Genomic DNA, 15,786 nt, shown 5'->3' with positions numbered 1-15,786 from the left:
TTGTATAGTCTAAAATATCAGTAGGAGAGGTTACGTTTGCCACATCGCCTGCCACTAACTCTGTAGGAAACATGTCTAACATTGTTAAATCTGCACTTTTACCAAGATAGGGTTGCGCTCTTTTTAAAGCTGCTTTGTTATACAGGTTTTTATTAGATTTTACGAAGTTTGTTGGTACGCTATTCTTTTTACGGTTTACATAAATTTTAGAAATTGCGTCGCCTAAGCTTTCACTTTCTACCCCGCCGCCATTACCGCCGGTAACTTCACTAGAGCCAATGATTATAGTATAAATAGTTTCTACAGAACATCCATTTGTATTGATTCCTGACAAAGTAAGAGGGAAACTGCCCGCTTCTGAAAATTCAAATATTGCTTCGTCTTGATTTTGGAATAAATTTGTTCCTTCTCCTGGTAAAGACCAAGAGTAACTTGTAAAATGTTGAGGGTTGCTTAAAGAAAAACTTTTACTTATTGAATTGTCGCTTGAGCTTATTGTGCTCATATTTATCAAAGCTTCTGTATTTGGCAATACGGTAACTTGTGTAGTTTCTGTATTTGATCCAAATGTATTTGTAGCCGTTAGGGTAACGAGGTAAGTGCCTGATACTGCATACGACTTAGTAGGATTCATTAGAATACTACTCGCTCCGTCTCCAAAGTTCCATGAATATGAAATTGGGTTTGTAGGCTGTGTTTCTGGGTCTGTGTTTGATGTATTATTAAAGATAAACGCATTATCATTTAAACATTCATTATCATTTACTGTAAATTCTGCTTTTGGGGCATCATTTGAAATTGTAGAATCTGCTAATTCTGGTATAAAGTTTGCACATTTTACATCACCGCCATTTTGGGTGAATGAGGTCCCTATTATTTGTCCTAAAATATCTTCTGTATTCACCGTTCTATTAATCGCTGCAAATGGTGCTAGTAAAGTTCCGTAAATAGTATTGGCACCTTCAATGTTCAACTCTGTGGTGTTATAGAAATTATAAATTATATAAGGTGCATCTTGATCTGCAAAACCTGCTTGAGACCAAACGCTCCAGTTAAAAGTACCTGGAGCATTTACATTAAGTACCAAAACTTTGGCTGAATTTGGATGATTTTGGGAGGTGAAATTCTGAACAGCATTTAAATCTGCACCCGTTACGTTCATATAATTGATACCGTTTGTAAGAAAAATTTCTACATCATTTGGTAAGTTTGTATCTGAAATTGAATTCCCTGCGTTGTCTTCTAGAGATGCGTTTTGTACATTTTCTGACATGCTGATTGCATTCGTTCTTAATCTTTGAAATGCTAACGAGAAATCAATTAAATTTTGCGCAAAAACAGGGTTTATTCCTGATGAGGCATTAAAATCAGTTGCATTTCCTGATAATTGAACATAAGAAGCTGCGTTGTAATCTGTTCCTGGTGTTACTCTAATTGGCGTTGGTGCATTTAGAGGATCTGCATACCAAGCATTAGATCCATTACTTGCGCCTATTTGCGCATATTGCGTTGTATTGCTTATGTCTATATTACCTGAAGTGTAATTGATTTGGCCACCTACTAAAAGACCAACCTTGTTTCCGTTATTACTAAAACAACCACAGTCTTCTGAAGCAATTCCGTAATCGCCATTGATGGTTAAGTTACCGCCAGCTGCTAAACTTCCGTTTGTATTGCCGTTTGCTAAGGCTACATTGTTTTCTACAAAAATACTAAAACAATCTGCTGGTGTGGTAGGATGATAAAGTTCTCCTACAGGAGTTACTGTAAAAGTAACATCAGCATTTGTGTTGTTAACACTTTTAGCTGAAGGAGTGCAATCTCCATCGCTAGGAATTTCATATCTAATTACAACTTCAGTATCTAAATTAACATCATCTGGTGTATATGTAAAACCATTTATAGTTCCGCTTCCAGAAACCATGCTCCAAGAACCTCCGCTAGGATTTGCTGTTAATGTTTTTGTTTGATTTTCAGAAATAGTGTCTGTAGATGTTGTGTTCTCAATAGGTATACATACAGGCGTTACGATAAAAGTAACATCATCAGTTGTTGCAGTACAGTTAGCATCCGCTTCAATTGTATATCTAATTGTGATGCTGGTATTTGTGTTAATGTCGATAGGTGTATATATTGATCCATTAATATCGCCACTTCCAGAAATAATGCTCCAATTACCACCAGAAGGGTTTCCTGTTAATGTTTTCGTTTCATTTTCGGTAATGCTAGTTGTCGTTGTTGTATTCTCTGCTATTATTGTGCATACGGGAGCTATCGTAAAAGTAATATCAGGATTTCCGTCTGCAGGATTAATATCTGTTATAATCGCTGAATTTTCATCGGATTCTGTTGCATTATCAATACCATCACCATCAAAATCTGCCTCGCCGTCATTAATTCCATCACCATCTGTATCTATTAATAAAGGATCTGTACCAATTAATGCTTCATCAGCATCATTAATTCCATCGCCGTCATCGTCTGTATCATTGTTATTATCAATTCCATCACCATCTGTGTCTATTCCAAAAGTAATATCTGGATTTCCATCTGTTGGATTTGTATCTGTTATTATTGCTGAATTTTCATCTGATTCTGTTGCATTATCAATACCATCACCATCAAAATCTGCCTCGCCGTCATTAATTCCATCATCATCTGTATCTATCAATAAAGGATCTGTACCAATTAATGCTTCATCAGCATCATTAATTCCATCGCCGTCATCATCAGTATCATTGTTATTATCAATTCCATCGCCATCTGTGTCTATTCCGAATGTAATATCTGGATTTCCGTCTGCAGGATTAATATCTGTTATTATTGCTAAATTTTCATCGGATTCTGTTGCATTATCAATACCATCATTATCAAAATCTGCTTCGCCGTCATTAATTCCATCATCATCTGTATCTATTAATAAAGGATCTGTACCAATTAATGCTTCATCAGCATCATTAATTCCATCGCCGTCATCGTCTGAATCATTGTTATTATCAATTCCATCGCCATCTGTGTCTATTCCGAATGTAATATCTGGATTTCCATCTGTTGGATTTGTATCTGTTATCGTTGCTAAATTTTCATCGGATTCTGAAGCATTATCAATTCCATCATTATCAAAATCTGCTTCACCATCATTAATTCCATCAGCATTTGTATCTATTAATAAAGGATCTGTACCAATTAATGCTTCATCAGCATCATTAATTCCGTCACCGTCATCGTCTGTATCTGTGTCATCAGAAATACCATCGCCATCTGTGTCTACAGCTTCTAATGATGCAGAAGTAATACATTCTGGATCAGTATAAATTATACCTCCTGCTGTATTAACAGCGCCAGATGTAGAAAGTTGTCGGCCAGAAAGAAAAACGTCTACTCCTGAGTTACAGGCGCCACCATGAGAAATAAAATTTCCTTTAAGATGGGCTGCTGCTCCTATATTAACCGCACCAGTGACAACATTTGCGCCACCAATCCAAAAAACATTACAACGCCTTGCACCATTAACTAAAATTATTTTTGAGAGTGCTGCTACATTAAATGCTCCAGCAAACCTCATCACAAATATCGCATTGGGGTCATTTTCACCGTCTAAGGTAATCGTTCCTCCTAAAGACCCTGCAGCCATGTCATAAACTCCTGGGAGAAGAGTTTCTCCTGCTCCAAAAGCGGTAGTATGGATTCCTGTAACAGGCAACGCCATAAGTGCAATATAAGCTGCATCTATATCTAGTGCCGCTTGTGTTGTAAGAACATCTGAAATATGTTCATCACCTATATGAACTCCGGTTGTGTAGCCAGATATGGTCCCTGCAGCTGTACCAATATTACCATTAATTCCAGATATACCCGTATTTGCCGCAGCGCCTAAATTCGTATAAAGTGCAAATTGAGATAACACTCCTAAAACATCAACTGAAGGAGCAGGGCTGCAACTCGTTTCGCAAAATATTTGAATGGTGCTATCAGTAGGTGGCGGACTAACAATAGTGCCAACTGCGGTGCCTATAGCTCCAGACATGGTAAACATTCTTCCTTCAAGAACAGCATCTGCCGCAAGATTAACTGCTCCTACCTTTGCAAATAAACTTCCTTTTATATCAGCACTTGCTGCTAATGATATAGCTCCAGAAGCCATATAAAAAACATTGCTAGATTTTGCGCCATTAATTAAAGTAACCACGGCACCAGCTCCTACTGTCATTGCTCCGTTAAATTTAATTACAAAGTAAGCGTTAGGGTTTCCTTGGCCATCAAGAGTTAGAGACGCGCCTATAGATCCAGCACCTGGTATTGAATAAACTCCAGGGGCAATTGTTTCACCACCTCCAAAAGCTGCAACATGCGTACCAGCAAAGTCAACAAAAAGATCATTTAGATGAATATACAGCCTCAATAGGTCTTCTCTAGCTTGAGATGTAACAGCATCAGCATTGTACGTGTTGTTTTTAAAATCAGGGGAATCAAAACCACTTATTAGGCCGAAATTTGTACCAGCATCACCAGTCCAATCTCCACCATTTACAACGTCACCTGCGCCTGTATAAGCTTCAAAAGAAGAAAGTACACCTAAATTAAGTGTTTGACTGTAGCTGGTTTTAGAAAATAAAAATGTGGTAGTTATTAAAAATAAAAGGGTGTATTTTTTTACAAAACTAAAGTTTGTTGCTGATACATTTGAGAAGCTGATAAAAACAAGGGGTATTTTTTTAATCATAATTCAGTGTCAATATTTAATATTTTATTTTTATGGTATTTAGATTTCAGTTTTGTGTATTATTTTAATAAAAATAATGTTTAAACACTTGTAAATAATGGTTTTACGCATTAATAATAGTGGTGTGTCTTATTTTTAATAATAAATAAATTAAACTGATATTCATGGTGATTCTAAAAAGCCATTTAATTTTATTGGCTGTTTAGTATTACATGATACTATTTTAGGGAAGTTTGTTAAATTTGAAATTACTAAGCTAAAATCAGTTTAAAACATTTTAAATTGCCTTAAAGATTTTTACTTAGAACTATACTAGTTAACATGCAAATGTTAAATTTTAAAAGTTGGTATTGATGTGTTTTGGATAGGCTGCTTGCTTTCTATCGATGAATTGCGGTTTTATATACTTTAGGAGGTTAATATGATGAAAATCACTTTACGTTAAACTTTGAAACGATTGTGCTTATTTATTTGAAATTACTTAACACAAATAACAGTTTTTTTAAAATAAAAAAGAGGAACGTTTTTTTACGTTCCTCTTTTTAGTATTTAATTTAGAGATGGTTTATCTAAAAATGATTTTAGAAGTCCCATAATCAGTTTGTTTGCTATTTACTTTTAAGAATAGCATTCCTGGTTTTACTTTTACGTTAAAAGCAATTTCATTTTTACCATTTGTCAATTGAACAGGAACAGAGTAGATTTCTTTACCCGTAATATCATATAAAGAAACCGTTGCATTGGTGTCCATCTTACTAAATAATAACACATTTACATTTCCTTGAGAAGGATTTGGGTATGCCATAAAGTTGTTTTCAAACTTTTCGATTTTAGCAATAGTTTGACTTTCTACTGCAGTTTTAGTGAATTTTACATCAGAAATAGTTAAATCTAATTTTTTAGTGTTTGCTTCAACAGGTAAGAATGTAAACGTGATCGTTGTTAAATCATCTGCAGTGATGTTTTCTGAAGTTCCTGTAGAAGTAAATGCATCAAAAGGTACATAATACGTTTGCTCCTCTTCGGATAAATTGACCATAATTCTATATTGCGCCTTCCAGTTTTCTATAGATGATTTTACCAAACCAAGTTCCATTAAACCAGATCCTTTAGCAGTAAAAGAAAGGTATTTATAAGTTGTATAATCCGCAGGAATGTTTCCAGGTAATAAAGATTTATAGATTCCTAAATAATCATACTCACTTACTGCTTTAATTTTGATGTTTCTGTTAATTGCAAGTTCGTCATCATTGTACTCTCTGTCAAAATTATTAGAAACAAAGTACTCTTGAATTTCTGTATATTTTTTATCAAAATCTAATCCCCAGTTACCATCAGAATGATAAAATGCATCCTGAATTTCATCATCAACTTTAACAACACCGTCATATTCATAACCATCAGAAATATCAACTTTTAATATTTGTTCAGTTTCAGAGTTAACTGGGTTGTACCTGTGTTTTACGTTGTTTGCAGTTTCAGAATATAATTCCTCCATAGAGATCTCTATATTTTGACCTTTTTTTGTGCTTCTTAATTTGATGATTAAATTAGATTTTTCTCTGTCAATTTTAGCAGCATATGTTTTAGGAGCTTTTTGAATTTCTGTTTGTACCACAGGAATGTAGGATTTTAAGTTCGCTAAAATATCTTTTACTAATTTTTGAGTATCCGTTGGGTTTGTAGACCAAACTTGAAGATTAAAAACATCATTATATTTAGTATAATTATTTACATACCAGTTTGATTGGATGCTATAATTAGTATCATTATTATTTTTTGCAGTTGCAAAAGAGATCGCATATTCTACAACGCCATTTCTTTGTTTTATGCCTTGCATTAAGAAATTATAACCTTCTAATTTTACTGCTTGAACATTTAATATTTCTGCACCTTTTAATCGATCGCAAGACGCTTTTGTGTGGTTGTAAATTTTATCAGAAGTTTTAACTCCTAAAACGACTCCTTTTGTTTTTCCGTTCATAGAGAAATCTACAGATAAAACTTCATCAGCAACTGTATAATCTAAAATATCTGTTGGTGAGGTAACATGCGCAACATTGCCAGCAACTAATTCAGTTGGAAACATGTCTAACATAGTTTGACCTTTACCTTGATAAGGTTGCACACTTTTTAATTTTGTTTTGTTGTAAATGATCTCATCAGATTTTACAAAGATGGTTGGTTCGCTATGTTTTTTTCTGTTTACATATGTTTTAGTTACCGCATCACCTAAACTTTCGCTTTCTAATCCACCATTGTTTCCTGTAGTAACTTCGGTAGAGGTTATTGTTAAAGGAATTGTTGCAGTGCTGGTGCATCCGTTTTTAATGGCAGTTACTGTTACATTATACGTTCCGGCCTGTGTAAAAGTGAAACTTACTGTATTTTGATTTTGAAATAAATTAGAACCTTCGCCAGCTAAAGCCCAAGAAAACTGAGAAAAATCTGTGTTATTGGTTAATGTTATTTGTTTTGTAGTAGAACCATTTACAGTGCTTGTTGCAGTTTCTGTTAAGATAGGAGTTGTATTTGCTAAAACTATTATTTGTTTTGTATTAGTATTAGATCCAAAAGTATTTGTAGCGGCTAATGTTACAGTGTAGGTGCCAGAAACAGCATACGTTTTAGTTGGATTCATTAATGTAGATGATGTTCCGTCTCCAAAATTCCAAACATAAGTAATAGGATTTGCTGGTTGCGCTGCTGCACCAGTATTTGAAGTGTTGTTAAAAACAAATTCGTTATCGTTAAAACATTGTTCATTATTAGTAACAGTAAAACCTGATGTAGGAGGCACACCTACAACAGTGTTGCAGCTTCCAATTGTTGGTGTAAAATTTGCTGAGTGTACTTCTCCTCCAGAATGTGTAAATGATTTACCAATTACTTGTCCTTCAATATTAGATTGATTTACAGATTTGTTGATATTAGCATAAGGTGCAAATACGGTTCCTTCTATAGTTGAATTACCATTTATATTAAGTGTTGTAGTATTGTAGAAGTTATAAATAATAAAAGGCGCATTTTGTTGCCCAACTCCAGCTTGGTTCCAAACATTCCAGTTAAATATGCCAGCTGCATCTACGTTTATTACTAATACTTTAGTAGCACTTGGTGCATTATTGTAAGTAAAGACACTTACATTGTTTAAATCTGTACCCGTAACATTTAAATAATTAACGCCATCTTGTAAATTAATTTTTACTTGATTAGGTAATGAACTATTCGAAATTGACTGTCCGTTAGGATTCGTTAATTGTGCATTATTTGTTGCTTGTGATAAAGTTGTTGAATTTGCTTTTAAAGTTTGAAAAGCACTTGAAAAATCAATGATATTACTCTGAAAAACAGGGTTGTTTGTTGAAGAAACATTTAATTGATTTAAATTAGTTTGCAACATAATTCTTGGAGAAGAATTATAATTTGAACTTGGTGTAATTCTAATATTAGAAAATGCATTATTTTGGTCTTTATACCAAACGGTAGATCCTTGGCTGTTTCCTATTTTGATATATGTATTTTGATTAACTTGTAAAGCGTTACCAGAAGTATAGTTAATTTTACCACCAACTAATAATCCGATGGTTACGTTATTTACTTTAAAAGTTCCTGGGCTATTTGTAGCTACTTGGTAATTTCCTAAAATTGTTAAGTCTCCACCAGTTGCAACAGTACCTTCTGTTTCGTTTGTTTTTAAACTTAAACTCTCTAAAGTAAAGATGTTAAAACCTTGTGCTTGTGCCGTAGGACTTTGAGTACAAGTGTTTTTTGTTACAGTAAAAGTAACATCCGCAGTTGAAGCAGTACAAGAACCATCCGCAGCAATTGTATATCTTATTTTTACAGTTGTATTTATGTTGATGTTACTTGGTGTATAAATGTTATTGTTGATAGTTCCGCCACCAGAAACGATTGACCAAGTTCCACCAGATGGATTTCCTGATAAAGTTTTAGTTTCGTTTTCTGAAATCGAAGCCGTTGTAGTTGTGTTTGTAGCGGTTGTATTTGAGTTTAAACAATTTAAAACGGTTTGAAACTCAGCGATTGAAAAATGAGCAAGTTGTGTATAATTATTACCCGCTTTGGCAAGAAATTGCTGGTCTTGCAGTTCAGTTAATGTATAAGTCATTGTAAAAGAGCCGCTATTACCGCCACCTATTCCATTTACATTATCTAGTTTAAAACCATCAAAAGGATCATTATTGCCTAGAGATAATTCTAAATTTCCACTGGTATTTCCTGAAACACTGCTCCAAGAAACGTTAGAATAGGATCCTGGATTTGCTTTTATTGAAAAATGACTTAGTTCTTTGCAGTTTTTTCCTCCACAACCATCGTGTGAAATTAAAACCTGAATAGTGAAAGTTCCGTCACAATTCTTAACAACAGAAGTTAGTTTTGTAGAGAAACCTCCATTGTCATTTTGCCCATTATTATCATTTAGTTTAGAAGTACCGCAATTGGCATTTAAAGAGATATTGGCAGGGTTATTTGCAATTGCTAGTTGCACGAATAATAAAGTAATAACTAAAATTAAAAGACTTTTAATTGTTTTCATAATTGGGGATTTAAAATTACAAAACTCATTTGTTATGTAAATTTATAATTATGAAAAGAGACTTTAATATTGTTTTAGATTAATTGCAATTTTGTTTCGATGAATAGCTATTATACTGGCTTTAAAGGATGAAAATTAAGAGAACTATTTTGATAAACAGCACGCTTTTTAGTTTTAAAATTTTGATTTTCTAAATGTATTTAGTATGCGAATGACTTTTAAAATAGCAGTTAATTTTATAGCGGATTTATGAAAATTATAAAAGCTTTATTTTAGCAACTAAGCAGGCTAATTAAATTCTGCTTTTAGTGTTTTTTGTTTATTTTTAATATTGCGAAGATTCCCTTTTAAATTGAAATTAAAGGAGCATTATTTATAATATTTAGCAGTTTTTATTTGCTGGTATAACTGATTATAAAAGTCGATTTTTAATTATGAGTCTAAATTAAAAACCATTTTTTTAGATTCAAAAAAGTAGAAACAATAACTTTTTCTGATGTAATAAAAGTAACAGCAGAACTATCAAAAAGTTGAAAATGTTTTTTAGAAGTTGATGTCTTTATACTGTAAGCTGTTCTTATAAAAAGAATGATTATCGCAACAGTAAGAAGTGTTTTTTTAGCAGTATTCATTATTCGGGGGATAAAATTAATTCGTAATACTATCACAAAAGTGTTTAAAAAACAAGATTTATTTATTTTTTTTTAAATAATTAAAAAGTGTTGTACTTAGTTTTAACGATGTTACTGTTTTTTTAAGACTTCTGCTCCCTTATTTTAAAAAGCGATAATCCTATAAATGTAATAAATCCGTTTAAAATTAATAGCGCAAAACCAAAGTCGAAACTAAAATAGTGTAAACATAAAAAACTCACTAAATAAGTTAAAAATGGCGAAGCAAAGCAAATAAAAGGCACTGCTTTGTCTTTTACTTTTAGCTTTGTAAATAAACCAAAAGCATACAAACCTAATAATGGTCCATAGGTATAATTTGCAAATGTGAATATTTTGGCAATTACACTCGCATCAGCAATAAAATACTTGAATATTAAAATGGTTGCTATTAATATGAATGAGAATAATATGTGGATTCTCTTTCTTATTTTTTCTTGATCTTTTTCGCTTTTCTTTTTGTCAATTTCCAATATATCGATGCTAAAAGAAGTTGTTAAAGCTGTTAAAGCAGAATCTGCGCTTGAATATGCAGCTGCAATTAAGCCTAATAAAAAGAAAATAGCTGTTGCTATACCTAGTGTTCCTTTAGTTGCTAATATTGGAAATAGCTCATCTTTGTGTGCATCAATTCCGTTTTTTTGAGCATAATCAGTTAATAAAATCCCTAAGGCTAAAAAGAAGAAGTTTACAATTACCAAAACAATAGTAAACCAAAACATGTTTTTTTGAGCATCTTCTAAATTTCTACAAGTCAGGTTTTTTTGCATCATGTCTTGATCTAAACCAGTCATTACGATAGATACAAAAGCACCCGCTAAAAATTGTTTCCAAAAATAATTTCCTGCATTTACATCTTCAAAAAAGAAGGTTTTAGAAAGTTTGCTGTCGGCAACATAAGAGAATATATTAGAGATTTCTAGTTCAGTAGAAATGGTATAAATACAAACTCCAACTGCAATTAACATAAATAATGTCTGCAATGTATCTGTCCAAACAATTGTTTTCATTCCGCCTCTAAAAGTGTACAGCCATATTAATGCAATTGTGATGGTTACTGTTACCCAAAACGGAACACCATAAGAATCGAACAATAATAATTGCAATACATTTGCCACTAAAAATAGTCTAAAAGAAGCGCCTATAGTTCTTGATAGTAAAAAGAAACCTGCGCCAGTTTTATAAGAATAATCGCCAAAACGATCTTGTAAATAGGTGTAAATAGATGTTAAATTAAGTCGATAATAGAGTGGTAGCAATACGGCTCCAATCACAGCATAACCAACAACATAACCCAAAACCATCTGCATATAACTCATGCTTTGAGATTCTACCCAACCAGGAACAGAAATAAAAGTTACGCCAGAAAGAGAAGCGCCAATCATACCAAAAGCTACTAAATACCAAGGAGAAGAATTATTTGCCTTAAAAAAAGTTTTGTTGTCTGCGGATTTTCCTGTGATAAAAGAAATAAAAATTAATACAGAAAAATAAGCGACTATTAATAGAATTATATGAATTGGTTGCATGAAGGAATGATAATTTTTAGAGTACGAATATATGATTTTAGAGAATAGAAAATTGAGAAAATAAAAAAGACTTAGATTCTAAATTGATTATCTTTTATCTCTTAACTTTCTTATTTTTTCTCTTTAAAATTGTAATTTTGTCAGCTATGGATTTTTCATCAAAAATATTAGAAAACGCAGTGAATGAAGTTTCACGTTTACCAGGAATTGGAAAGCGTACAGCCTTGCGTTTGGTTTTACATTTGTTAAAGCAACCCAAAGAGAATACAGCTTACTTATCTGAAGCTTTATTGCATTTAAGAAACGATGTAAAAAATTGTCAAAAATGTTTTAATATTTCTGATACAGATATCTGTGATATTTGCAATAACGTAAAAAGAAATCCTGAGATTGTTTGTGTTGTTGAGGATATTAGAGATGTCATGGCTATAGAAAGCACGTCACAATTTAATGGATTATACCATGTTTTAGGTGGTAAAATTTCTCCTATTGAAGGGATTGGTCCTCAAAATTTACAGATAGATTCTCTCATAAAAAAAATAGCGAATAATGAAATTAAAGAATTAATTTTTGCGCTAAGCTCAACGATGGAAGGTGATACAACCAATTTCTATATCTTTAAACAAATAGAAAAATACAATATAACTACTTCAACAATAGCAAGAGGAATTGCTGTTGGCGACGAATTAGAATATGCAGACGAGGTTACTTTAGGAAGAAGTATTGTGAATAGAATTCCTTTTGAGCAGAGTATTAGTAGGTAGTTTTCAGTAGCGGTTTACAGTATCCAACTAACTGCAAACTGCTACTGAAAACTGAAAGCTATTCCCGTTCTAAACCCTCTTTCTCGGCTTTTTCCCAAGATTTTTTCTCTCTAATTTTTTTATAAAGTCTAATACCTAGCATTAATAAAACACCAAAAAGGATAATTCCGATAACACCCCAAATCCAATTAATGGCGCTTTTTAGTGTTACTAAAAAAACCACCGCAAATAGAATAATGGTGGCAACTTCATTCCATATTCTTAGCTTGAAAGTAGAATATTTTATAATATCTCTTTGTAACTGACCATAAATTACCTGACAATAATAATGGTAAAAATACAAGGCTAAAACGAACGCTAGTTTTACATGCATCCAAGGTTCAGACAAATAATAAGGATTTTTAACAAGTAACCAAATAGCGAAAAAACTTGCCAATAGTGCCGATGGCCAGGTAATAATGTACCATAACCGTTTGCTCATTAATTTATACTGGGTTTGTAAAATTGTTTTAGCTGGTTCAGGCTTTTTTTCTGCTTCAACATGGTAAATAAATAATCTAGGAATATAAAATAAACCAGCAAACCAAGTAACCACAAAGATGATGTGTAATGCTTTTACGTATAAAAAATCCATAAGTTTTTATTTAGCTTCAAAATTTTTAAATTTGCTAACTGCTAACTGCTAACTGCTAACTGCTAACTGCTAACTGCTAACTGCTAACTGCTAACTGCTAACTGCTACTGAAAACGCTATTCTTCAATCCAATTTACTAAAACATCTACCCAAGCATCACTGTCGTTTATACAAGGAATTGCGTAAAATGCTTCTCCACCAGCTTTTAAAAATTCCTCTTTACCTTCCATGGCAATTTCCTCTAAAGTTTCTAAACAATCAGAAACAAATGCAGGAGTAACCACAGCTAACTTTTTAACACCTTCTTCCGGATATTTTTCTAGTAATTTGTCTGTGTAAGGCTGTAACCATGGATCTCCAGCCAATCTAGATTGGAAAGAAACAAAATATTGATGTGGTTGCAAGTCTAAATATTCTACTACTTGTTTTGTAGTTTCATAACATTGGTGTTTGTAGCAAAATTCGTGTGCAGCAGAACTTGTTTTACAACATTCAAAATTTACGCTATCATTTGGTTTACAATGACTTTTTGTAATATCAGATTTACGAACATGCCTTTCTGGAATTCCATGATAAGAAAATAAGATTTTATCCCATTCTTTGCCTTCTAAATTATTTTTGATGCTCTCTGCTAAAACTTTTATGTAGTCTTTTTTATGATAAAAAGCAGGAATATGTTTGAACTTCATTTGAGGAAAAAACGCTTGCCTTAATTCTTCTGCCAACACTAAAATAGTATCTGTTGTAGCCATTGCATGTTGCGGATACAAAGGAACTATTAAAACATCTGTTACACCTTTATCATGTAATTCTTGCAAGCCCATTTTTATAGACGGACTTCCATAACGCATTGCTAATGAAACAGGCAGTTCTGTTTTCTTTTGTACTTTGTCTAATAATCTTTCAGATAAAACGATCAATGGAGAACCTTCATCCCACCAGATTTTTTTGTACGCTTTTGCAGATTTTTTTGGTCTGGTATTTAAAATAATTCCTCTAACCAATATGGTTCTTAACCATCTTGGAGCGTCAATTACTCTTTCGTCCATTAAAAACTCATCCAAATATTTTCTTACATCTTTGGTTGATGTGCTTGCTGGTGATCCTAAATTTACTAATAAAACTCCTTTCATCTTTTGCTGAATTTATTTCAGTATTTATTTTTATTTTTTATTCTGATTTTGATTTCAGAATTTTAAATTTGCTAACTGCTAACTGCTAACTGCTAACTGCTAACTGCTAACTGCTAACTGCTAACTGCTAACTGCTAACTGCTAACTGCTAACTGCTAACTGCTTATTGCCAACTGATTCGTAACTTCATAGAGCGTAATTGCCAAACTATGTACCACATTCATGCTAGAATTTCTTCCAAACATTGGTATTGAAATTGTATGATCAACTAAATTAATGTTTTCAATTCCGTTTCTTTCACTTCCCAAAAGTAAGACGATTTTTTCATGATTTTTAAAATCAAAATCTTGAATATTGATGCTTTTATCAGTAATTTCTATACCAATAATTGTGTTTCCCTCTGCTTTTAATTGATGAATAATCGTATCAAAATCAGTATAAAAACCATGTTCTATTTGATTGATGGTATTTCTAGCAGTATTTATAACTTTTCTGTTCTCTAGAGAAGGCGAATTTGTATGAAAATAGATTTTTTGCACACCAAAACTTTCAGAAATACGAAAACACATTCCTATATTTTCTGGAGTTCTAATCGCGTCACAAACAATCGTTATTGGAAACTGTTTATGGTTATTTTCGATATCGTAATGCGTAAGTTGTTTCAAAATCTATTTTTTTAAATGTGTAAACTGCCACTGAATACTGCCACTGAAAACTGCCACTGAATACTGCCACTAAATACTGCCACTGAATACTGCCACTGAATACTGCTACTAAATACTACTCTACTGATTCAAACTCATTACATATTTCTTTGGGGTTGTGCCAAATTTCTTTTTAAAAGCTGCAATAAAATGGCTCGCAGTACTATAGCCAATTTGTATACCAACTTCATTCACGTTAAATTGGTTGGTTTCTAGCAATCTTCTGGCGTGTTCCATTTTATAATCAAACAAAAAACTAAACACAGAATCGCCATAAATTTGCTTAAAACCTTCTTTTAATTTTTTGATATTAAGGCCTATTTCATTTGCTAATTCTTGCAAACTTGGTGGTTCTGCCATTCTTGAAATAATAATTTCTTTTGCTTTTCTAATTTTTAAAACATTTTGTTCATCCACTAAAAAAGGACAATATTCACCATCTGCCGTTTCGTCTTTTTGAAAATGCAAGCTTAACAATTCATACACTTTACCTTTTACGTATAATTCTCTTATAGAACTGTTGATGTTAGAGTTGATGATTTGTTGCAAAACAATTGATACTGTTGGTTTTATTTCTTTGTCATCGTAGTATTTTTTATTGCTATTTTCGTTGCTTAAAAAAGGAATGTAACCAGATTCTTTAGAAAATAAAGAGTGAAACTTTTCAATAGAAATCAATAGAGAAATTAAAGTTGTTTTTGGCTGAATTTCTAAATTAATAGGCAAAACTCTTTGCGGATTGTATAATAAAATAGATCTGTTGTCTAAAACATCAAAACAATAAGAACCATTATTAAACAGAAATTTAGAGTTACCGCGCAAACAAAAATGCATCTGGATAAATGTGCTATTAATTTCCCTTTCAAAATTTTGAACAATATTGCTTTCATTCTGAAAATGAAGTACATAAAAACCTTTTTCTAATGTTATTTCATCAAAAGAACTTTCGCCGACATTTTTAAACATAATTTTTGTTTTAGTTCTATTTAGAATCATTCTACATAAAACTTGATTGTACCTTTAATTCTCCTACAAAAATAAGGGTTTCTTTAAATTTATTATGTTAA

9 protein-coding genes are annotated in these 15,786 nt (G+C 32.4%); 1 reads left to right on the top strand and 8 read right to left on the bottom strand.

Annotated features, from left to right (window positions below; all coding sequences use genetic code 11):
• The 4 genes from BTO16_RS17570 to BTO16_RS07370 form a co-directional block, all read right to left on the bottom strand.
• Positions 1-4,723: ice-binding family protein (locus BTO16_RS17570; RefSeq protein WP_170064423.1), on the bottom strand; the 4,723-nt coding region annotated here is incomplete at its 3' end.
• Between the two features lie 565 nt (positions 4,724-5,288).
• Positions 5,289-9,284: a choice-of-anchor A family protein gene (locus tag BTO16_RS18005; RefSeq protein WP_105020972.1), complete on the bottom strand. Its 3,996-nt coding sequence runs from the start codon at positions 9,282-9,284 to the stop codon at positions 5,289-5,291.
• Between the two features lie 440 nt (positions 9,285-9,724).
• On the bottom strand, positions 9,725-9,916 hold the full coding sequence (locus BTO16_RS07375) for a hypothetical protein (protein WP_105020971.1): 192 nt from the start codon (positions 9,914-9,916) through the stop codon (positions 9,725-9,727).
• A 122-nt stretch (positions 9,917-10,038) separates the two neighbouring features.
• Positions 10,039-11,484 (bottom strand): sodium:solute symporter, encoded by a 1,446-nt coding sequence (locus tag BTO16_RS07370; RefSeq protein WP_105020970.1) that lies wholly within the window; start codon positions 11,482-11,484, stop codon positions 10,039-10,041.
• Positions 11,485-11,630: 146 nt separating this feature from the next.
• Between BTO16_RS07370 and recR the strand changes: the two genes are divergently transcribed.
• Positions 11,631-12,248, top strand: a complete 618-nt coding sequence (gene recR / locus BTO16_RS07365; RefSeq protein ID WP_105020969.1) for a recombination mediator RecR — start codon at positions 11,631-11,633, stop codon at positions 12,246-12,248.
• A gap of 58 nt (positions 12,249-12,306) precedes the next feature.
• On the opposite strand, the gene BTO16_RS07360 is transcribed toward recR, so the two are convergent.
• The 4 genes from BTO16_RS07360 to BTO16_RS07345 all read right to left on the bottom strand — a co-directional run bounded on the left by BTO16_RS07360 (position 12,307) and on the right by BTO16_RS07345 (position 15,685).
• Positions 12,307-12,882 (bottom strand): CopD family protein, encoded by a 576-nt coding sequence (locus BTO16_RS07360; protein WP_105020968.1) that lies wholly within the window; start codon positions 12,880-12,882, stop codon positions 12,307-12,309.
• 116 nt (positions 12,883-12,998) lie between these two features.
• The gene (hemH, locus tag BTO16_RS07355) at positions 12,999-14,015 is read right to left on the bottom strand and encodes a ferrochelatase (RefSeq protein ID WP_105020967.1); all 1,017 of its coding nucleotides are present in this window, start codon (positions 14,013-14,015) and stop codon (positions 12,999-13,001) included.
• Positions 14,016-14,170: 155 nt separating this feature from the next.
• A complete protein-coding gene (locus BTO16_RS07350) occupies positions 14,171-14,680 on the bottom strand; it encodes a TrmH family RNA methyltransferase (RefSeq protein WP_105020966.1) in 510 nt (169 codons plus the stop codon).
• A 120-nt stretch (positions 14,681-14,800) separates the two neighbouring features.
• Positions 14,801-15,685: a helix-turn-helix transcriptional regulator gene (locus tag BTO16_RS07345; RefSeq protein ID WP_105021547.1), complete on the bottom strand. Its 885-nt coding sequence runs from the start codon at positions 15,683-15,685 to the stop codon at positions 14,801-14,803.
• Between the last annotated feature and the right edge of the window lie 101 nt (positions 15,686-15,786).

This window comes from Polaribacter glomeratus, assembly GCF_002954665.1.
Taxonomy (GTDB): Bacteria; Bacteroidota; Bacteroidia; order Flavobacteriales; family Flavobacteriaceae; genus Polaribacter; species Polaribacter glomeratus.
Note: the sequence above shows the minus strand (reverse complement) of the source record. Positions and strands in the feature narration are given on the sequence as shown.